At 37.4% G+C, this 20,091-nt stretch carries 18 protein-coding genes; 13 read left to right on the top strand and 5 right to left on the bottom strand.

Translation table 11 applies throughout. From position 1 onward, the window contains the following. The first annotated feature begins 43 nt into the window (after window positions 1-43). Entirely contained in the window at window positions 44-1,717 is a 1,674-nt protein-coding gene (gene menD, locus H9Q20_RS07580) for a 2-succinyl-5-enolpyruvyl-6-hydroxy-3-cyclohexene-1-carboxylic-acid synthase (protein ID WP_187477414.1), read from the top strand. Between the two features lie 2 nt (window positions 1,718-1,719). Here the strand turns inward: menD and H9Q20_RS07575 are convergent, their stop codons facing one another. Both H9Q20_RS07575 and H9Q20_RS07570 read right to left on the bottom strand, forming a co-directional pair. Next, window positions 1,720-2,346, bottom strand: coding sequence for an aminotransferase class IV (locus H9Q20_RS07575; RefSeq protein WP_124640688.1), 627 nt, complete (start codon window positions 2,344-2,346; stop codon window positions 1,720-1,722). Continuing rightward, window positions 2,330-3,307 (bottom strand): aminodeoxychorismate synthase component I, encoded by a 978-nt coding sequence (locus tag H9Q20_RS07570; RefSeq protein ID WP_124640687.1) that lies wholly within the window; start codon window positions 3,305-3,307, stop codon window positions 2,330-2,332. The genes H9Q20_RS07575 and H9Q20_RS07570 overlap by 17 nt, the downstream gene beginning before the upstream one ends. Window positions 3,308-3,403: 96 nt before the next feature. Here H9Q20_RS07570 and H9Q20_RS07565 point away from each other — a divergent pair, with 96 nt between their 5' ends. The 3 genes from H9Q20_RS07565 (at window position 3,404) to H9Q20_RS07555 (ending at window position 6,763) form a co-directional block, all read left to right on the top strand. Continuing rightward, the gene (locus tag H9Q20_RS07565) at window positions 3,404-4,492 is read left to right on the top strand and encodes an acyltransferase family protein (protein ID WP_124640686.1); all 1,089 of its coding nucleotides are present in this window, start codon (window positions 3,404-3,406) and stop codon (window positions 4,490-4,492) included. Window positions 4,493-4,579: 87 nt separating this feature from the next. After that, entirely contained in the window at window positions 4,580-5,545 is a 966-nt protein-coding gene (locus H9Q20_RS07560) for an NAD-dependent epimerase/dehydratase family protein (RefSeq protein ID WP_124640685.1), read from the top strand. Window positions 5,546-5,554: 9 nt separating this feature from the next. Next, window positions 5,555-6,763 (top strand): metallophosphoesterase, encoded by a 1,209-nt coding sequence (locus tag H9Q20_RS07555; protein WP_124640684.1) that lies wholly within the window; start codon window positions 5,555-5,557, stop codon window positions 6,761-6,763. On the opposite strand, the gene H9Q20_RS07550 is transcribed toward H9Q20_RS07555, so the two are convergent. Then, window positions 6,760-7,233 carry a hypothetical protein gene (locus H9Q20_RS07550; protein WP_124640683.1) on the bottom strand — a complete coding sequence of 158 codons (474 nt, stop codon included), beginning with the start codon at window positions 7,231-7,233 and terminating at the stop codon, window positions 6,760-6,762. The two genes, H9Q20_RS07555 and H9Q20_RS07550, sit on opposite strands and share 4 nt — an antisense overlap. Before the next feature lie 85 nt (window positions 7,234-7,318). On the opposite strand from H9Q20_RS07550, the gene H9Q20_RS07545 reads away from it, so the two are divergent. Next, window positions 7,319-9,064, top strand: a complete 1,746-nt coding sequence (locus tag H9Q20_RS07545; protein ID WP_187477413.1) for a hypothetical protein — start codon at window positions 7,319-7,321, stop codon at window positions 9,062-9,064. Window positions 9,065-9,117: 53 nt separating this feature from the next. On the opposite strand, the gene metK is transcribed toward H9Q20_RS07545, so the two are convergent. Further along, a complete protein-coding gene (metK, locus tag H9Q20_RS07540; protein WP_187477412.1) occupies window positions 9,118-10,395 on the bottom strand; it encodes a methionine adenosyltransferase in 1,278 nt (425 codons plus the stop codon). A gap of 186 nt (window positions 10,396-10,581) precedes the next feature. Beyond that, entirely contained in the window at window positions 10,582-11,538 is a 957-nt protein-coding gene (locus H9Q20_RS07535; protein WP_124640680.1) for a LysR substrate-binding domain-containing protein, read from the bottom strand. A gap of 138 nt (window positions 11,539-11,676) precedes the next feature. On the opposite strand from H9Q20_RS07535, the gene H9Q20_RS07530 reads away from it, so the two are divergent. From H9Q20_RS07530 to H9Q20_RS07495, 8 genes are all read left to right on the top strand, one after another. Then, window positions 11,677-13,161 (top strand): catalase, encoded by a 1,485-nt coding sequence (locus H9Q20_RS07530; protein WP_187477411.1) that lies wholly within the window; start codon window positions 11,677-11,679, stop codon window positions 13,159-13,161. A gap of 117 nt (window positions 13,162-13,278) precedes the next feature. Further along, entirely contained in the window at window positions 13,279-14,049 is a 771-nt protein-coding gene (locus H9Q20_RS07525; protein ID WP_124643166.1) for an enoyl-CoA hydratase/isomerase family protein, read from the top strand. Window positions 14,050-14,052: 3 nt separating this feature from the next. Further along, window positions 14,053-14,478, top strand: coding sequence for a dCMP deaminase family protein (locus tag H9Q20_RS07520; protein ID WP_124643165.1), 426 nt, complete (start codon window positions 14,053-14,055; stop codon window positions 14,476-14,478). 48 nt (window positions 14,479-14,526) lie between these two features. Continuing rightward, window positions 14,527-15,432 (top strand): site-specific tyrosine recombinase XerD, encoded by a 906-nt coding sequence (xerD, locus tag H9Q20_RS07515; RefSeq protein ID WP_124643163.1) that lies wholly within the window; start codon window positions 14,527-14,529, stop codon window positions 15,430-15,432. Then, a complete protein-coding gene (locus tag H9Q20_RS07510) occupies window positions 15,432-15,950 on the top strand; it encodes an NUDIX hydrolase (protein WP_124643160.1) in 519 nt (172 codons plus the stop codon). Before xerD ends, H9Q20_RS07510 begins: the two co-directional genes overlap by 1 nt. 49 nt (window positions 15,951-15,999) lie before the next feature. Next, a complete protein-coding gene (locus tag H9Q20_RS07505; RefSeq protein ID WP_187477410.1) occupies window positions 16,000-17,133 on the top strand; it encodes a glycosyltransferase in 1,134 nt (377 codons plus the stop codon). Window positions 17,134-17,190: 57 nt separating this feature from the next. Continuing rightward, window positions 17,191-18,846 carry an asparagine synthase-related protein gene (locus H9Q20_RS07500; RefSeq protein ID WP_187477409.1) on the top strand — a complete coding sequence of 552 codons (1,656 nt, stop codon included), beginning with the start codon at window positions 17,191-17,193 and terminating at the stop codon, window positions 18,844-18,846. Continuing rightward, a complete protein-coding gene (locus tag H9Q20_RS07495; protein WP_164472044.1) occupies window positions 18,843-20,087 on the top strand; it encodes an oligosaccharide flippase family protein in 1,245 nt (414 codons plus the stop codon). Before H9Q20_RS07500 ends, H9Q20_RS07495 begins: the two co-directional genes overlap by 4 nt. Window positions 20,088-20,091: the final 4 nt, after the last annotated feature.

Genomic DNA, 20,091 nt, shown 5'->3' with positions numbered 1-20,091 from the left:
CAACAAAAAGTAGGAAACTACCGACTTCTCAGACCGTAGCATTATGAAAAAGTACTCTTCCAAAAGAAGCATACAACTACTCACCCATATCCTGAAGGAATATGGCATTAACAACATCATCATTTCTCCAGGATCAAGAAATGCGCCCATTGCCATACATTTTGCAGAAACCGACAGCTTCCATTGTTACAGTGTTGTTGACGAGAGAAGTGCCGCTTTTGTAGGCATGGGCATGGCGATGTCCGAGAAAAAACCGGTTGCCATAACCTGTACCAGTGGTTCGGCTGTAGCCAACTACTACCCTGCCATAACCGAAGCTTTCTATGCCAACATCCCTTTGTTGGTGCTGACTGCAGATCGACCAACAGATTTTATTGATATTTTTGATGGACAAACCATCCGTCAGAAAAATATTTTTCATCAGCATTCTTATGGCGATTTTCAAATGATTGAAGATGAAATTGAAGATGCCGAGTTCATCAACAGAGAAATCATTCAAAAAGCGGTGGAATTGTGTATAGAAAAATCGGGACCGGTACACATCAACATCCCACTTCATGAGCCTTTGTACGATTTGGTTGCCGAGATACCGAGCTTTCCGAGCTTTGAAAAAAATCTACAAAAAAAACGGTACCAAATCCCGTCCCGATTGATTGCTGAATGGAACACCACCAAAAGAATTTTGATCTTGGTCGGTTCTCAGGCGCATTCGTCAGAGTTAAATGCGCAATTGGCACAACTGGCAAAAAACCATACGGCAGTGGTCCTCAGCGAGGCCAACTCCAACATTCACCACGAAAAATTTTTCCAGCATATCGACCGTTACATCTTCAACTTTACCGAAGAGGATTACAAAACTTATGCACCGGATTTGCTGATCACGGTGGGACAAAATGTGGTTTCGAAAAAAGTGAAGCAATTCCTAAGACAAGCCAAGCCCAAATCGCATTGGCACATTGATCCGTATTGGCAACCCGATACTTATTTTTGCTTGAGCGAAAAAATCCAAACCAAAGCCGAAGATTTTTTTGCTCAATTCATCGGTTCCGTAAACCTCGAACCACAAGCTTATCACAATCTTTGGTCTACACTGAAAGACAAAAGAGATAAAAAACACGATGCATTTTTGAACAAAGTAGGCTTCTCGGATTTTTACTTCTACTATTTATTGGCTCTGAAAACTCCTGAGCACTACAACATCCATTTCTCCAATTCGTCGGCGATTCGATATGCACAACTCTTCGACTATTACGACAAACAAGTCTATTGCAATCGTGGTACCAGCGGAATAGACGGCTCTACTTCTACCGCAATGGGATTTGCCATAAAAGACAAAAATCCTACGGTCTTGGTTACTGGAGACATCAGTTTTTTTTATGACATCAACGGCCTTTGGAATCCGTACATACCACCGTTTACACGAATTGTAGTTTGCAACAACGGACAGGGCGACATTTTCAAAATCATCCCCGGCCCGGGCAATACCAACGAAAATACTTTGAACGAATTCATCTCTACCAAACACCGTTTGAATGCCGAGCACATTGCTAAGCATTTCGGATACGGCTATGTAAAAGTAGATGACGACACCACTTTGGGTAGGGTTTTGGACAATTTTTTCAAACCGGACAGCAAGCCAAAAATTTTGGAAGTGTGCACCCAAGAAATTGAAAATTCTGAAGTTTTAAAATCGTATTTCGAACATTTGAAGTCCTAAATTCAGACTTCTAAATAAGCAGAACTTTCGGGGAGATTTTTTATTTTCTCAATGGGATAGACAAAAGAGTCATCCAGATTATTCATTGCATTGATGATTTTAAAATGGGAAAAATCCTTTAAATTTTGAAGGGTAATCGGACATTCTTTAATTTTTTTGGATTTCAATAAGGATTGACGCATCACTCCATTCAGGAGATGGGTATCTGGACAGTACCAGGTTTTGTCTTTTAAAAAAATCAGATTGCTGATCGAGGTATCGGTCAGGTGATTGTTTTTCACCAAGATTATTTCTTCGGTTTTTGCTGAATTTTTCAAACGATCCAACTCTTTTCTGTCTTCGAATTTGAAGGCATAATCCAACTGATTGGCTTCGACCAAGGCAAAGCTTTCTACTTCCGGCAAGGCATAAGGAATTAACGAACAGTTGTAATTTTTGTCCAAATCATAGGCGATTCTAAATTTAAAAAAACCGTCTTCATCCAAATCCAATTTTTTAAAAATCGCCATCAAGTCCAAGGAACCCATTTTTCCGAAATGAGAAAAAGTTTGGTTCACACGATGCTGATGAAATTCCAAAAGATGCATCTTTTGGTGCTCTACTTTTATGCTTTCAATAAATCGGGACATAGATTTTGTTTTTAACTTCTTGGTATTCGTCCTCTAATTTACTCAAATGTGTGATGCCACCACCACTTTTGAAATAAAATTTTTCATTTTCTTGTTCAATAAAACGAATCATGACACAAGAATCCAGGTTTTCGCCATCAAACCAACCGCAAACTCCGGTATAGAAACCTCTTTCATGCCCTTCAGCTTCTAAAACAATTTCTAAAGTTTTGGTTTTTGGTGCCCCCAAAATACTGCCCGCCGGAAGCAATTTCTTCAGTACAGATCCTATTTTATTTTGAAATTCAGGCTTTAATACTCCTGAAATTTCAGAGCTCATGGTCAAAAGATTTTTTTGTGCCGTCACCAAGTGATCGATCCTTTGAAACTCATCCACTACAACTTCATCGGCCACCATGCTCAGGTCATTTCTAAGCAAATCGACCACGGTGTAATGCTCCGCTTTTTCTTTAACATCGTTCTTCAAGACCTCAGCTGCATTTTCTACACTTGCATCGATGGTGCCCTTCATGGGATGGGTGAAAATTCGGTTCCCCTTGATTTCCACAAAGGTTTCTGGGGAGAAAAAAACAAATTTTTCGGGATATAGGACTTTATATTTCGCCTTGGATTGATGAAAAAAGTCAGCCAAAGAAAAATTGGTTTTCACTTCGGTTTTTCTGGTGTAGTTGGCCAAATAAGAATTCCCGTATTTTAAATGATTCTGTACTATTTCAAATCCCTTTTTATAGCTTTCTACATCTTCGATCAAGGCTTCAAATTCTAATTTTGGGGTTGAATAGGATTGAGTATCAACATTCGACATGCCTTTAAATTCTACCAAAACACCAGAGCTTTTTAGTTGATCTTCGGTGAAAACTTCCACCCGATCCATCAAAAAATTGATGATGAAAAAGAAAGGCTGCTTCTGCATGGACAAGTTGTCCATCTTTTGAAAAGAATGATGATCGATGTTAAACATGATGCAAAAATAAAGTATTAAAAATTAATTTTGCCATTCTTAAGAAAACCCTCATTTTTCAATTAATTTCCTATTTTTGAACTCTATTTCCCAAATATGAAAAGAGATTTATACATCGACTATGCCAAAGGCTTAGCTACGCTTTCCATCATCTTTATCCATACGGCTTTTTGGAGTGGACAGTTTTATATAAAAACCGAATTCCGGGTACTCTCCTTACTTTTTGATGTCCCTTTATTTTATGCACTCAGCGGATTGACTTCTGGAGGAAATATAGAAAAGACATTTTATCGGTTATTAAAATTACAGATCACCTACATGATTTTTGTGACTGTTTTATTTTTTGCCGATTATTTTTTCAAAGTTTTTGGTTTGTATTTTTTTGGTTTGGACAGCTTAAAAAGTTTCTACTCAACCTTCGGGACCAAATATACTCCAACAAGCATATCCACCATGCCGGCATGGGAAAACTTGGGCAACTGGTACCTGCACCAATACACCATGTGCGACACTTTTCCTGTGGTGATGGGCAGTTTTTGGTATCTGAAAGTGTACTATATCTTGACGGTTTTGGGGGTTTTAATATTAAAATTCTTTCCTAGACATATTTTGTGGTTCATCGGGATCTGTTTAGGTTATACGCTTTTCATCAACCTCAACACACAATACTACCCTACAGGTCAGGTGGGTTATGTTGCATTCTATCTCGGTTTATTTTTAATAGCCCATCAAATGAAAGGTAAAAAACTTCCAATAAATTGGTCTATTGTATTGTTCAGTTTATGGTTCCTGATCTTAATATATTTGTATGCCGATCTTGGCTACGAGGCTTTGATGAAGATGAACAAGGCCAAATTCCCTCCAAAACTCTTGTACATCTTCTGGTCAATTTTTTCGCTAACCGTATTGTTCACGCTATATAACCGACTAAAAATTGAGAAGCCGAACTTCATCACCAACATCGGGACCAACGCTATTTTCTTTTATTTTGCACAAGGTCTGAGTTCGTCATTAATTTATTTTGCAGTGGTTGGGTTGAAAGATCAAATGCCTTGGTACATTTTAATGGTCTTGATGTTTGTCCTAAACATTGCCATTGCAGTACAACTGGCAAAACTTGTAAAAAAACTGGATGATTGGGGTTGGAAATTCTTGTACAAACTGAAAAATTGGTCGGCGAAATAAGTTGGAATGAATCTCTCTCGATCCGTATTACAAGTCCCATAAAATTTATATTTTTAGTACATTTGCAAATTAAAATAAACAACAACAATGTCCAACAGTACAGAAAAAATATTAATCACCGGAGCTCTTGGTCAAATCGGCTCTGAACTGACGAATAAATTGGTAGAAATCTACGGCAAAGAAAATGTTATCGCTAGCGATATTGCTCAGCCGGAAAAAAACCACACCAATGCTGGTTTTTATGAAATCTTAGATGTTTCCAATACCGAATTGGCCAAAGAAATCGTTAACAAGTACCAAATAACCACGGTGTACCATTTGGCTTCTTTGCTTTCAGGAACTTCAGAAAAAAATCCACAATTTGCATGGAAACTCAATGTTGAACCTTTGTTAAATTTCCTAGAAATGGCGAAAGAACAAAAGCTGAATAAGATTTTTTGGCCAAGCTCCATTGCTGTTTTCGGAAAAGGAATCCCTAAGGAAAATGTAGGTCAGGATGTAGTCCTGAACCCGTCAACGGTTTACGGAATATCTAAACTAGCAGGTGAAAAATGGTGCGAATATTACAATGAAAAACACGGTGTCGATGTAAGAAGCATCCGTTATCCCGGACTTATTTCTTGGAAAACTCCTGCAGGTGGAGGCACAACGGATTACGCAGTTGAAATCTATTACGAAGCGGTCGAAAACGGAAAATATACCAGTTTTATCTCTGAAAACACCGCCATGCCCATGTTGTACATGGACGATGCCATCAATGCCACACTGCAATTGATGCAAGCGCCTTCCGAGAACCTTACGGTAAGAACCTCTTACAACTTAGGCGGAATGAGCTTTACCCCAAACGAGTTGGCTACAGAAATCAAAAAACACATTCCCGAATTCGAAATCGATTACAAACCGGATTTTAGACAAGCCATTGCCGACTCTTGGCCGGCTTCCATAGACGATTCTGTGGCAAAAAAGGATTGGGGATTGACCTACGAATTTGGCGTGAGCGAAATGTCCATCGACATGATCAAAAACTTAAAAAACAAATTCTGTAAATCATAACGATTAGTCATGCAGAAAAACATCTTAATTTTTATTGGTCTATTTTTTCTGCTGGAATTTTATGTCTATCAGGCATTCAAAACACTGGTTAATGCAACTTGGTCTAGAAATTTGTATCGGATAATTACCTTATTAATTTATGTTTTCATCCTCTTCAAAATTCTTACTTTTCAAAAAACAGATCAAGGAGCAACTTCAACCATACAACTTCTTGCAACAATAATCTTGGGTTTTATCGTGCCTAAGATTATTGTTGCCATTTTTCTTTTAAGCGATGACATCGTCCGTACTTTAGGTTACTTTTTTCAAAAATTCAACAATACGGCAGAACATTTTCCTGACCGTAGAAAATTCTTGAGCCTGCTTGGACTTTCCTTAGGAGGATTGGTCTCGGCGATGGTGGTGGATGGGGTGATTTTTGGTAAATACAGACATAAGGTGAGAACGGTGAGATTAAAACTTCGGCATCTTCCGAAAGCGTTTAAAGGATACAAAATTGTGCAGATCTCCGATGTCCATAGCGGAAGTTTCCTTCATCCAGATAGATTAGAAAAAGCCATTCAGCTCATCAACGATCAAGATGCTGATTTGGTAGTTTTCACGGGTGACATGGTCAATAATTTGGCCGACGAATTCCGTCCGTTCATCCCTCTTTTTTCAAAAATAAAATCCAAAGATGGCAAATTTTCCATCTTGGGCAATCACGATTACGGCGACTATGTGGCTTGGGAAAGCATGGAGAAAAAAAATGCCAATCTCCTACAACTTATTGATTATGAAAAACAGGCAGGCTTCAGAATGCTAAGAAATGAGGCTGTTGCCATAGAAAAAAATGGAGAAAAACTATACCTAATTGGGGTTGAAAACTGGGGCGAAAAGCCCTTTCCTCAGTTTGGAGATTTGAACAAAGCTACTGTTGGACTTCCTACTGAGTCGGCAAAGATATTATTGAGCCACGACCCCACACATTTCGACCAAGTGGTAAAAAAACATTCGTCCAACATACAACTTACTCTTTCTGGTCACACCCACGGTATGCAATTTGGCCTGGATCTAAAAAATATAAAATGGTCTCCGGTACAATACAAATATCCCAAATGGGCCGACTTGTACGAATCCGAAGGCAAATACCTCTATGTCAATCGAGGTTTTGGTGTGATTGGCTATCCCGGCAGAGTGGGAATTGAGCCTGAAATTACAGTTTTTGAATTGAGTTAATTTTCCTGAACTCCAACAACGGTAGCTTCAATGTCACAATGTTTTGGACAGTCTTTATTGCCTCCGCCAATGGTTATAAAATCCAATTTCCTTTTTCCGGTCATTTCATTTTGTTCGACATCTCTTACAATTCCATTGATCAATAAACAATGTATACCTTTTCCGTCGTATCCAAAATATACTCTGGCCTTTTCGTAATTATTGGCAACCATCAGGTTAAACAATTCTTTTGCTTGATTTTGTGTTAAGTCAAAATAACCTTCTGTTTGGTTATTCCCTGATAAACCTCTTTCTACACGATAATTTTGAAACAGCTTTCTGGCTTCTCGATATTCTAACACATCATTCGTTTGATCCGGAAGATCGACTGTTTCATATTTTCCTTGAACCAGTTTCAATAAGGTTTGGTAATTTCCCAACACATAGCCTACACCTAGAGAAAGTGCAGCTATCAATAATAATTTTTTCATGATTCGATGTTTTTAGTGTTACAAAGTTAATTATTTTTAATTTATTTCGTAATTTTATTCACTTTATTAAATAAAGCGTTCCCAAATGTTAAATTTCAAAAAACTTTTCACCACTTGGGTTTATATTTTTCTTTTGCTAGAATTGTATTCTTGCAACAAAACACACACAAACCGTACTGGGCCTATTGATGTTATTTTACAAGAAGCTGTTCGACAAAAAGACACTTTGCAAAATTCTCAAGCGGCCGATTCACTTTTAAACAAAGCGTTAGAAAAAGCCATTGTGCTTAATGATCCAAAAACCAATACACAATGCTATATTTCAATTCTGGAACACTCAGATCCCGAAAACATTAGTGACGAAAAAGGGTACGATCTTTATTCACAAGCCAAAGAAAACGCAGAAAAAAGCAACTCAACCAATTTGAAAAAACAGGTGTATTATGCGTATAGCAACTTTCTAATTAATAAAAACCAACCCTACAAAGCACTAAACTATCTAAACCTAACACTTAACAGTTCCGAAGAAAACCCGAAGTACAAGATCATACAACTCATTATCCTAAGCAAAATCGAAGAAAAACAAAACCTGCCGGAAGAGCAATTGCGAAATTTATTGGATGCCCATTATTTGGCCTATGATTTAGGACATGACTCCTTAAAAGTAGTGACTCTAGGGCTACTTTCCGATTACTATTATTTTCAAAAAAAATATGAAAAGGCATTAGAGTACAACATGAAAGTAAAAACTGAAATTTCACAATCCCAACCTATCGACTCTACAAAATGGTACTATGCAGAAGAAAACAGAGTGCTAATCCTGACTCAATTCCTAAACAACGAAGCCATTGCAGCAATGACAAAAAAAATCGTTCGATATGCTAAAAAACACAATCTAAAACAGCTGTCGTATAATGCACAAAGTTCATTAAGAACTTACTATTTCAACCAACTGGAATTTGGCAAATTAAAGCAATGGTACAAAGAAAATCCGGAAGATCTAAAAGCTCTTGAAAGCGACAGGCCCACCATCTACCACCGGATAAAAGCGGGAATTGCAGAGCATGACCGTGAAAAAGATTCGGCTATTTTTTATTGGAATTTAGCTAAAGAAGAAGACAATCTTAATCCGCATTTTCAATACAACTATTACTTACGAAAAGCAGAATTTGAAAAGAGAATGGGTCTGGAAAATGAAAAAATTAAAAATTTGGAAAAGGCTTTCCAGTATTGTTTACAAACCAACATCTACTCCAACCAAGTGGAGCTTGGCGAACAAATTGCCCAACATTATTTGGATCACCAACAAAGCGATAAAGCCTTTCAGATTCTCGAAAAACTTAATTCTGCAAAAAGTCAATGGATTAAGGTTTTGAGTAATGAAAACATTCAAAACATCGAACTCAATAACATACTTGCTCAGAAGGAATTGGAGCATCAAAAAAGTCAAGATGCTTTGGAAAGAAAACATTTCACCCAATACCTCATCATCATCCTATTCATCATTTTGGTGGCCATGGCCATGGTGGTAATTTCATTTTACAAAATTCCGGATTGGTGGATCAAATCCATGGGCTATATTTCCTTCATCATGTTTTTTGAGTTCATCATTCTTTTGGTCGATCATCAGCTTCACGAGATTACTCATGGAGCACCCATACCCATCTTACTTTCCAAAATCGTATTACTTTCTTTTCTTTTCCCTACCCATCATTGGCTGGAGAAAAAATTCATACAACTCCTCCTTAACGGGCACATTAGAAAATACATCATCAGCATTATTCAGAATTTAAAGTCAAAAAAAACGAAAAACATTCATTTGGATGAATAAAAAAGCAGCCTTAACGAGTAAAGCTGCTTTTCAATTATAAAATATTTAAAAATTTAAATTCCGAATTTTGCTTTTATAGCATCTACTTTATCCAATTTTTCCCAAGTAAAGAATTCTAAATCTTTTACAGTTTTTTCATTTGGCTTACCTGCATTGAAGGTTTTGTCTGCTACATAAGGCGTTCTTCCCATGTGTCCATAAGAAGCCGTTTCTTGATAAATTGGGTTTCTAAGTTTCAAATTCTTTTCAATGGCATAAGGTCTAAGATCAAAAATCTCGTTCACCAAGTTTGCAATTTCACCATCGTTCAGATTTACTTTCGCTGTCCCGTAAGTGTTGATGTACAAACCACAAGGTTTTGCCACACCGATTGCATAAGAAACTTGTACCAGAACCTCATCTGCAACACCTGCAGCCACTAGGTTTTTCGCAATATGTCGAGTTGCATAAGCTGCACTTCTATCTACTTTTGAAGGATCTTTCCCCGAAAAAGCACCACCACCGTGAGCTCCTTTTCCACCGTAAGTATCCACAATAATTTTTCGACCAGTAAGTCCTGTATCTCCGTGCGGTCCACCGATTACAAATTTCCCTGTTGGATTGATGTGATATTGAATTTGATCGTTGAACAAAGCCTGAATCTCTGGTTTCTGAGTCTCTTTGACTCTAGGAATTAGAATTTCGATGATGTCTTTTTTAATTTTAGCCAACATTTCTTCTTCGTTATCAAAATCGTCGTGTTGAGTAGAAACAACAATGGTATCAATCCTAACCGGCTTGTGATCATCAGAATACTCGATGGTTACTTGAGATTTTGCATCGGGTCTAAGGTAAGAGATCTGCTCTGTTCTTCTAAGATTGGACAATTCCTTCAAGATGGAATGCGCAAGATCCAAAGCCAAAGGCATATAATTTTCGGTTTCGTTGGTGGCATAACCAAACATCATTCCTTGGTCACCAGCACCTTGTGCGTTGGCACGGGTTTCGAAATCATCATTAGAAACCACACGATCCACCCCTTGGTTGATGTCGGTTGACTGTTCGTGAATGGCCGAAATAACCCCACAAGAGTCTCCGTTGAACATGTATTCACCTTTGGTATATCCTATTCCGTTGATGACTTCTCTTGCAATGGTCTGTACATCCAAGTACGCATCGGACTTTACCTCACCTGCCAAAACCACCTGACCGGTAGTTACCAAAGTTTCGCATGCTACTTTAGAACTGGGATCATAGGCCAAAAAATTATCGATAAGCGCATCGGAAATTTGGTCGGCAACTTTGTCTGGATGTCCTTCTGATACGGACTCTGATGTGAATAAATAAGACATAATTTTTCTTGTATTTTTTAATTTAACAAATAGAAAAACAAGAAATGATTACAGCAGAAACTAAAATAGAAAGTCTGTTTTAGCATTTTTTTAGGAGGTTGCAATCAGTTCAAATTTTTCCTCTACTTTTTTAATGGAGCAAAATTACAGACAATAAATTGATTAACAAAGAAAACAAGCCTCTTTTTATTTTTTTTGAGGTTTAATGTTCACAAAATCTTCTGGCGAACTGTTATAGTTCAGCTTTGGATTAATGGTATTTTTTATCTCATTCACCAATTCGTCGATAATTTTTTGCTTATAGGTGGGTTTATAATAGATCACGCTAATTTCACGATACGGAAACGGCTTTCTGAACCTCATGACTTTTGACCTTTTCTCTTCTGAAAGCTGACTAACAGCCAACTCCGGTAAAATTGAAATTCCACCTACACGATCCACCATTTGCAACAATGTATGAATATTGGATGCCATAAAATCGAGATTTTTGGGTTTCAGGGTATTCTCTTTCAAATTGCAAATATTTTCAAATTGAGTTCTTAGACAATTCCCTTCTTCCAATAACCAAACTTTATCGATGTCTATTTCTTCCGGAATGACAAAAGAATCTTCGTTTTTCTTTTGTTGCGTTGCCGAATAGACCATGAGTTCTTCATTGAAAATAAAATCCTGGTAAAACTCATTGGCGGCATCATAAGGCGTTGCAATAATCCCCGCATCCAACTCACCGGATTTTAGAGACTTTATGATATTTTCCGTGGTCATTTCTTTCACATTCAGTTCAATCTTTGGATGCAACTGTAAAAAATCAAAAATTTCTTTGGGCAATATAAAAGTAGATACCGTTGGGATGATCCCCAAATTAAGTCTTCCTGCCAAAACATTGTTCAGAAGACTGGCTGTGTTTCTCAGTTCATTGACTTCATCTATCACTTTTCTGGCCTGATCCAAGATCTTCACCCCAACATCTGTCGTCCGGATAGGATGAGTCGTTCGGTCGAATATTTTCACATCCAACTCGTCTTCTAACTTTTGAATCATTGCACTAAGGGTCGGTTGGGTAATAAAACACGCTTGTGCTGCCTTACCAAAATGTTTGTACTTATCTACCGCGATAAGATATTCTAATTGCTGAATGTTCATTGGATATATATTATCTATCACAAAGATATTACGATTTTTCTTTTATTTCTAATTTTTCGTGGTAAATTTGGGTGGACAAAAAAATACAGGATACACCACTCTTTATTTACTTGTATTTTTCATACAAATCTCTTCATTATGAGCAACAAAAAATTAACTTCAGCACAAGGAAACCCTTATTTTGAGCATCAAGACTCGCAAACCGTAGGACCTAGAGGCCCTGTATTGTTACAAGATTTCATGTTGCAAGAAAACTTAGCACACTTTGTCCGCGAGAGAATTCCAGAACGCGTGGTTCATGCAAAAGGCAGCGGTGCTTACGGGACATTTACGGTAACCCAAGACATCAGTTCTTATACCAAAGCAAAGCTATTTTCTAAGGTGGGCAACTCGTGCAGAACCTTCACCAGATTTTCTACTGTTGGTGGAGAAAAAGGCTCAGCCGATACCGCAAGAGATCCGCGAGGTTTTGCCACGAAATTTTATACCGAAGAGGGGAACTGGGACATTGTTGGAAACAACACTCCGGTTTTTTTCATAAAAGATGCTAAAAAATTTCCCGATTTCATCCACACTCAAAAACGAGACCCCAAAACCAATTTGAAAAGCCACACGGCGATTTGGGATTTTTGGAGTTTGAATCCCGAAAGCTTACATCAAGTTTTAATTTTAATGTCGGATCGAGGTACGCCGTACGGTTACCGCCACATGAACGGCTACGGCTCTCATACCTTTTCCATGACCAATAACGACAACCAACAAGTTTGGGTAAAGTTTCAGTTTAAAACACTGCAAGGGATAAAAAATTGGTCGGATGACGAAGCGACGAAATTAGCGGGAGAAAATCCAGATTTTGCTCAAGAAGACCTTTGCCAATCTATAGAAAAAGGACAATTTCCACAATGGAAGCTGTACATTCAGGTTATGTCTGATGAACAAGCAAAAGAATTCCGCTGGAATCCTTTTGATGTTACCAAAGTATGGCCTCATCAAGAATTTCCACTTATCGAAGTAGGCATTTTAGAACTCAACGAAATCCCGAACAATTACTTTGCACATGTTGAGCAGGCGGCTTTTTCACCAAGTCAGATTATAAACGGAATAGGATTTTCTCCCGACAAAATGCTGCAAGGCAGAATATTTTCCTATCCCGATGCACAACGCTATCGCTTGGGTGCCAACTACCACCAACTTCCGGTAAACGCCTGTCCATACGGCTATCACAACTATCAAAGAGACGGCGCAATGGCAACCAACCCAGCCGGTGACACACCAAATTATTCTCCAAATAGTTTTGATGACATTGTTACTGATGAAAAATACAAAAACAACAATTACGAATTGGACAGCAATTGGGTAGGACACTACAATAGAAATGAAAACGAAGACGATCACTATACTCAACCAGGACTTCTATATACTAAAGTCTTAAATCCTGAAGAAAAGGGACGGTTAATACAAAATATTATTGATCATATGAGCAAAATTTCTGGTCCTAAACGAGAGGAAATCATCAACAGGCAACTCTGCCATTTCTTCCGTGCCAATATTGAATTAGGAATGAAGATCGCCATGGGACTCAACATTAATATAGACACCAACACCTTGAATCATTCAAAATAATATACAATTATTTTTAACAATTTACACAAAAAAAGAAAGTGATTTCTATCATTTTCTTTTTTTTATTATAAAAAAATATTACTTTTATAAATTAAAATCATTTTTAATACATATATTATGACATTTGACAATCTTAATATCGAAATAGAAAATAAAATTGCAACAATAACCATCAACAGACCTCAAAGCCTTAACGCGCTGAATAAAAACACCATACAAGACCTTAGCAACGCTTTTGACCAATTAGAAAATAACAACACGGTTCGAGCGATCATCCTTACCGGAAGTGGAGAAAAGTCCTTTGTAGCTGGAGCCGACATCAAAGAATTCGCAGATTTCAACCAAGATAAAGCCGAAGAATTGGCTCGTGTAGGACAGAATATTTTATTCAATAAAGTAGAAAACCTAAAAAAACCGGTTATCGCAGCCGTTAACGGTTTTGCTTTAGGCGGCGGATTAGAATTGGCCATGTCTTGCCACATCCGTTATGCTTCCGACAATGCCAAATTGGGTCTGCCTGAAGTAACACTAGGGCTAATTCCCGGTTACGGTGGCACACAAAGACTGGCAAAATTAGTCGGCAAAGGATTGGCCAATGAATTGATATTTTCAGCCAAAATGATTCCTGCACAAAGAGCAAAAGAAATCTCATTGGTCAATGAAGTTTTCAGTTTAGAAGACTTATTGCCTAAAGCGAAAGAATTAGCTTCTGCCATTGCAAAAAACTCACCTCAAGCGATAGAAAAAGCCATAAAAGCGGTAAACCTATCGGATACTGATAAAGGTTTTGAAACTGAAATTAAATTTTTCGGTGAACTGTTTGAACAAGAAGACAAACAAGAAGGTGTAACTGCATTTTTAGAGAAAAGAAAACCAGAATTCAAATAAACAATGCCTCTCAATAAATTTGATATTGCCTACCTACGAATGGCCAGAGAATGGGGACAACTTTCTTACTGCAAAAGAAAGCAGGTAGGAGCATTGATTGTAAAAGACAGAATGATCATCTCCGATGGATACAACGGTACTCCATCGGGGTTTGACAACTGCTGCGAAGACAAAGACGGCAAAACCCACTGGTTTGTTTTACATGCTGAAGCCAATGCCATTCTAAAGCTCGCCTCATCTACACAAAGTGCAAAAGGGGCAACACTTTACCTGACCCTTTCGCCTTGTAAAGAATGCAGCAAATTAATTCTACAAGCAGGAATTTCGAGAGTCGTGTACATCAATGAATATTCTGACGACGATGGAATTTCCTTTTTAAAAGAACACAACATAGAAATAGAACAAATCCCTGAAGAAGAATTGTTCTAAAAAAAGAAGAAAACAGAAGAGAATAGAAATTATAAAAACAACACAAAAATGAACTGGGATGACAAAATAAAAGATTTTGAATCTTTTTTGAAATTCGAAAAAAATTCATCTGACAACACCCTAAATGCGTACATCAGTGATCTAAAAAAACTAAAACATTTTTCTGAAAACCACCTGGATGGCACCAACCCTTTGGATATATCACACGATCATCTCCAAGAATATCTTTATCAAAATTCTAAAGAAAAATTTTCCGAAAGATCCCAAGCCCGTTGGATCTCTTCCATAAAAGCATTTTTCAAATATTTGCATGAAGACGAATTGCGTACAGACAACCCTGCACACCTGTTGGAATCTCCAAAGTTGGGACTTTATTTGCCCGACACTTTAAGTTTGCAAGACATCGACACCATCTTATCCGCTATAGACGATAGCACCCAATTGGGACAAAGAAACAAATGCATGATCGAAGTACTCTACGGTTGTGGTTTACGCGTTTCTGAGCTCATTGAACTTCGAATTTCCAACATCAATTTCAAAGAAAAATTCATGAAAATTGACGGAAAAGGAGATAAAATGAGATTGGTACCTTTGGCCGATTTCACCATTAAATTAATGAAAAATTATATAAAAACGGTGAGATCACAATTGAAAATAAATCAAAAGCACGAAGATGTTTTATTCCTAAACAGCCGTGGTACATCCATGTCTAGGGTCATCGTTTTTATCATCATCAAAGAGTTAGCAGATAAAGCCGGTATCAATAAAAAAATATCGCCGCACACCTTCAGACATTCATTTGCCACTCATCTGCTTCAAAACGGTGCCGATCTTAGATTCATCCAAGAAATGTTGGGACACAGCAGCATCACCACGACACAGATCTATACCCATTTGGAAAATGAAGAATTACGACAAACCATATTGGATTTTCACCCAAGAAACATGAACTAATGAATCACCTCATGTACTGTCCTAAATGTGGGCAAAAAGAATTGAAATGGGATCAGGAAAAGAAACTGTATTGTCCAACTTGTTATTTTGTTCTTTACCACAATATTGCTTCTGCAGTAGCGGTCGTTGTAAAATATGGCCGTGAATTGCTTTTTGCAAAAAGAAATTGCGACCCGGCAAAAGGAAAACTGGATCTTACCGGAGGCTTTACAGATCCCAACGAAAGCGCAGAAGCAACCTGCAAAAGAGAACTTTACGAAGAATTAAAATGGGACATCGACCCTGAAAAGCTCAAATACATTACTTCTTTGCCCAATACCTATTTGTACAAAGACATTTTGTACAACACTTTGGATCTGTTTTTCCTTTATGAGGTGGATGAAAAACCAAAATTCGACTTGGAAAAAGAGGAAATCTCTGAAGTAGAATGGCGAGAAATTGCGACTTTAGACCTGGATGAATTGGCGTTTGATTCTCAAAAAAAATTCTTCTCTTTGTACCATTCTCTTTTGAAATAATTCAATTTCGCTTACAAAATCTTTATTTTTGTAGGACTAACGACAACTCATGAAGTTAAAAATCCTTTTCATCTCCTCTTGGTTCCCCAACAAAATAGAACCCACCAATGGTAATTTTGTACAACGACACGCAGAAGCCGTAGCAAAAATCCATGAGGTGGAAGTCCTGCATGCCATTGGAGATTTCAATCAAAAGGAAACTTATGTTTTTGATGACAAGATCATCAACAAGATTAGGACTCTGGTTGTTTACTATAAAAACACTCGCAATCCTATTCTAAATTTTTATAGAAGGATGAAGGCTTACCAAAAGGGATTCCAAAAAATGGACAGACCCGACTTGGTTCATGCCAATGTATTGCACAACTCTATGATATTTGCAGTATATCTTAAAAAGAGGTTTAAAATTCCGTTTGTCGTTACCGAACATTGGACAGCTCTTCGAAAATCCAATGAAAACATTACTCCTAAAAACATTCTGAAAACGGCTAAATTCATTGGCAATCGTGCCAATTGCATTTTACCCGTCAGTTTTGATTTGCAAAAAGGTTTAAAAAATTTGGGAATAACGACCACGATGAAAGTCGTACCGAATGTTGTGGATACTTCGTTATTCTCCGTGAATGAAGAGAAAAAAAATGAGTTTGTGTTCATCCATGTTTCCAATTTGATCCCGAGAAAAAATTCAGACAAAATCCTTAATACCGCCATTCGGTTATTAAAAAAAGGACATCAATTTAAGTTGCAACTGGGAGGAGACGGAACACAACAAACTATAGAAAATTTAAAAAAAACGGCCATAGAATCCGGCTTTCAAGATAAAATAGAAATTTTCGGGATGCAAAGCATACAAGAAGTTGCAGAAAGAATGAAGCGATCCGATTGTTTTATCCTGTTCAGCAATGACGAGAACCAACCTTGTGTGATTGCCGAATCTTTTGCAAGCGGTTTGCTGGTAATTTCGACCAATGTTGGAGGCGTTTCCGAATTTCTTCCAGAAAATTTCGGAATATTGCTCGACTTTCCCAATGAGAATTTATTGGAAGAAGCCATGGTTAATATTTTAAATGGAGAAGTCCAACATCACCGAAACGCGCTCCAAAGCTATGCCGAGAGAACATTTTCTGTAGAAAAAATTGGCGAACAATATTCAGAAATATACGCTGATATTCTTAAGAAATAAGTACATTTGATTCTTTGAAGAAAACACACATCCTATAATTATTTTTCCAAACACACAATGACGCCTGGTTTTTCTATAAAAATCGTAAACAACATCGTAGAAATCCATTGCCACATGAATACTGAGGCAAACGATAATCTTTGTATAAAAAACGACGATTTGGAAATTGCCATCGAAGGTTTGGTTCTCAACAAAAAAAAATTACTGACCGATTTTGCTCTCAGCGATTTCAAAACCCTAATTTTAGAACTTTATCACCATAAAAAAGAGAATTTCATCAAAGAATTGGACGGTGAATTTCGAGGTTATGTTTGGAACAAGAAAGACCATAAAGTGGTTGTCTTTACCAATCCCACAGCAACACAAAGGGTTTTTTACACAAAATTTGGAAATAAAATTTGGATAGACAGCAGTCTTATTCGATTGGCCGAGGGTCTAAAATCCGAAAAAATAAAGCTACACCCCAACATAAAAGCCTTGTACCAGCTTTTGTGCGTTGGCAATATCTTGGAAAACGAATGCCCCATCCAAGATGTTTATAAAATTTCTGATGGTCGTTGCATTTCAATAGACATCGAAAACCAAAACATTTCGGAACACTGCTACTACAGCCCTTTTTCCGAAAATTACTACAACAAATCTTTTGAAAAAGGATTGCTCGATATGCACGAAATTTTCGGCAGATCGGTGGAAATGGAATATGAAAAAGATCTTGAACTTCAAAAAAAATCATTGGCATTGCTCAGCGGTGGTTTGGACAGCCGAGTGGGCATGATGTATGCTTTGCAAAAAGGATTCGACATAGAAAACATCCTCTGTTTTTCCCAAAGTCGGTATTGGGATCACAAAATTTCTGAACAAATCGCCAAAGACTACCGTTTGCACTACGAATTTATTCCGCTTGATGGTGGCGAATTTTTGAATAAAATAGACCAACTCACCAAAATATCCGAAGGTTGTGGCCTATACACCGGTGGCGTCCATGTCCAATACGCTTTGGACAAATTGAAGTACGAAAACTTTGGTGTTTTCCACAGTGGACAGATTGGAGATGGCATTTTGGGAGGCTTCAACTCGGAACCCCATCGCAAGAAACCTTCTTTTTTCAAAATCATTTTTAACGATGCTTTTCTTCCAAAAGTAGAAGCCGATCTAAAAAATATTATGGGCAAATATGAAACCGAAGAAGCCTTTCTCCTAAAAAACATTGCCTACAACAGAACGGTTTTGGGCGCACAAGTTCAGCAGCAAAAAGCCTATCAGACTTCGCCTTTCATGTCCAAAGAAATGTTAAATTTCTCTTTCAGTCTGAAGGAAGATTGGAAATACAAACACCGCTTCTATCTGGAATGGATAAAGACCTATTGCCCCGAAGCTACAGAATACCGTTGGGAAAGGACTTTACTAAAACCCGATGCTGCTTGGAAAACCAAAATTGGAGATCAATTTTTGAAACCTATTTTCAAAAAAATCAATGAAAAAATCCTGAACTCTCCGCAAAAGTCCAGCATGTATCCGTATGCTTATTATTTTGAAAAAAGCGAGATTTTACAAAGTTACTATCAGAATTATTTTTCTGAAAACCTGTGGCGATTGGAGAATTACCCTGAGCTAAAAACCGAAATGGAAGTCTTGTTTTCTTCAGAAAACTTCTTCCACAAATGCCAAGCCGTCAATGTTTTGGCGATTTTCAAACTCTATTTTCAACCATGAAAAGTTTAAAAGAATTTCTTTATTCTTTTTGGGAAAACAGCGGACATCTCGTTTTTCTATCGTTGCTTATTTCTAAAATATGCGCCTTTATCACCTCCCTCATCCTGATCCGATGGATGCCTGTCGGTGAGTTCGGTAGCATCACCTTGGTATTTTCAATATTCTCTTTGTTTGCGCCTTTTTCCGGTTTGGGCAGTTCACAAAGTTTACTGAGATTTGGATCCATTAAAAATAAAACAGAAGACCAATACCGGCTATCGACCTATCTTTTCAAACAAGGATTTGTATATCATATTGGGATCAGTGTGTTGTTTTTAGCCATCAGTATTTTTTATATTCAAAAAATTGAAGATGCTTTTTACATTTTTTTATTTTTTTTCATCCGGCTGATTGGGATTTTTTTTCACAATCATCTTCAATCCGAACAAAGAATTATAGGAAATAACAGAATTTTTGCTAACATCAACAATGCAGTTAATCTCGGCGGCTTGCTTCTAACAGCAGTCCTAACCTACTTATTTCAACTTTACGGATACCTTGTCGCCATGGCTATCGCTCCATTTCTGTCGATGTTTTGGTTAAAATTTAGCACCCTAAAAAAACACACAGACTTTAATTTCAACAAAAAAGAAATTTGGAATTACGCCCTGCATTCTTCCGGAACTGCCGTATTGTCGGATGCTCTTTTTGCATTGGACATTCTTATTTTGGGTTGGTTGATGTCCGAACAAGGTGTTGCCCACTACAAGGTTGCCATCATCTTACCGGCCAACATCACATTTCTTTCGCTCGTTTTTATGCAAAGTGATTTTCCGAAATTGGCGAAAAATTACGACAACAGAACTTTTCTAAAAAACTATATATTCAATTATTATAAACTTTTTTTGCCTCTGTGTTTGTTCATTTTTGGCATTGTACTTTGGCTAAAGAAAGACATTATCCAACTTTTATTTGGTGAGGAGTATTTGGATTCGTCCACCTCATTTGTGGTTTTGTTTGCCGCATTTTTAATCAATATTTTACTGAGAAACCTTTATGGAAACCTACTTTCAGCAGTGGGTAAGATGAAAGCCAATACGGCAGTTTCCGTTTTTGCATTGATGGTCTTATCTTCGTTTTCGTTTTTTTTGGTAAATGATTACGGCATTTTCGGGATGGCAGTAGCCCAATCGTTAACATTATTTTCCACAGGCATTCTTATGGGTTGGCAATTTTGGAACTATTTTAAAAAATTAAAATAAGAAG

Origin of the sequence: Amniculibacterium sp. G2-70 (assembly GCF_014353055.1) — a bacterium.
Taxonomy (GTDB): Bacteria; Bacteroidota; Bacteroidia; order Flavobacteriales; family Weeksellaceae; genus Amniculibacterium; species Amniculibacterium aquaticum.
Note: the sequence above shows the minus strand (reverse complement) of the source record. Positions and strands in the feature narration are given on the sequence as shown.

Excerpts from the sequence above, each read along its gene's own strand:
- menD (WP_187477414.1), top strand. The coding sequence starts at position 44 with ATGAAAAAGTACTCTTCCAAAAGAAGCATACAACTACTCACCCATATC.
- H9Q20_RS07575 (WP_124640688.1), bottom strand. The coding sequence starts at position 2,346 with ATGTCCCGATTTATTGAAAGCATAAAAGTAGAGCACCAAAAGATGCAT.
- H9Q20_RS07570 (WP_124640687.1), bottom strand. The coding sequence starts at position 3,307 with ATGTTTAACATCGATCATCATTCTTTTCAAAAGATGGACAACTTGTCC.
- H9Q20_RS07565 (WP_124640686.1), top strand. The coding sequence starts at position 3,404 with ATGAAAAGAGATTTATACATCGACTATGCCAAAGGCTTAGCTACGCTT.
- H9Q20_RS07560 (WP_124640685.1), top strand. The coding sequence starts at position 4,580 with ATGTCCAACAGTACAGAAAAAATATTAATCACCGGAGCTCTTGGTCAA.
- H9Q20_RS07555 (WP_124640684.1), top strand. The coding sequence starts at position 5,555 with ATGCAGAAAAACATCTTAATTTTTATTGGTCTATTTTTTCTGCTGGAA.
- H9Q20_RS07550 (WP_124640683.1), bottom strand. The coding sequence starts at position 7,233 with ATGAAAAAATTATTATTGATAGCTGCACTTTCTCTAGGTGTAGGCTAT.
- H9Q20_RS07545 (WP_187477413.1), top strand. The coding sequence starts at position 7,319 with ATGTTAAATTTCAAAAAACTTTTCACCACTTGGGTTTATATTTTTCTT.
- metK (WP_187477412.1), bottom strand. The coding sequence starts at position 10,395 with ATGTCTTATTTATTCACATCAGAGTCCGTATCAGAAGGACATCCAGAC.
- H9Q20_RS07535 (WP_124640680.1), bottom strand. The coding sequence starts at position 11,538 with ATGAACATTCAGCAATTAGAATATCTTATCGCGGTAGATAAGTACAAA.
- H9Q20_RS07530 (WP_187477411.1), top strand. The coding sequence starts at position 11,677 with ATGAGCAACAAAAAATTAACTTCAGCACAAGGAAACCCTTATTTTGAG.
- H9Q20_RS07525 (WP_124643166.1), top strand. The coding sequence starts at position 13,279 with ATGACATTTGACAATCTTAATATCGAAATAGAAAATAAAATTGCAACA.
- H9Q20_RS07520 (WP_124643165.1), top strand. The coding sequence starts at position 14,053 with ATGCCTCTCAATAAATTTGATATTGCCTACCTACGAATGGCCAGAGAA.
- xerD (WP_124643163.1), top strand. The coding sequence starts at position 14,527 with ATGAACTGGGATGACAAAATAAAAGATTTTGAATCTTTTTTGAAATTC.
- H9Q20_RS07510 (WP_124643160.1), top strand. The coding sequence starts at position 15,432 with ATGAATCACCTCATGTACTGTCCTAAATGTGGGCAAAAAGAATTGAAA.
- H9Q20_RS07505 (WP_187477410.1), top strand. The coding sequence starts at position 16,000 with ATGAAGTTAAAAATCCTTTTCATCTCCTCTTGGTTCCCCAACAAAATA.
- H9Q20_RS07500 (WP_187477409.1), top strand. The coding sequence starts at position 17,191 with ATGACGCCTGGTTTTTCTATAAAAATCGTAAACAACATCGTAGAAATC.
- H9Q20_RS07495 (WP_164472044.1), top strand. The coding sequence starts at position 18,843 with ATGAAAAGTTTAAAAGAATTTCTTTATTCTTTTTGGGAAAACAGCGGA.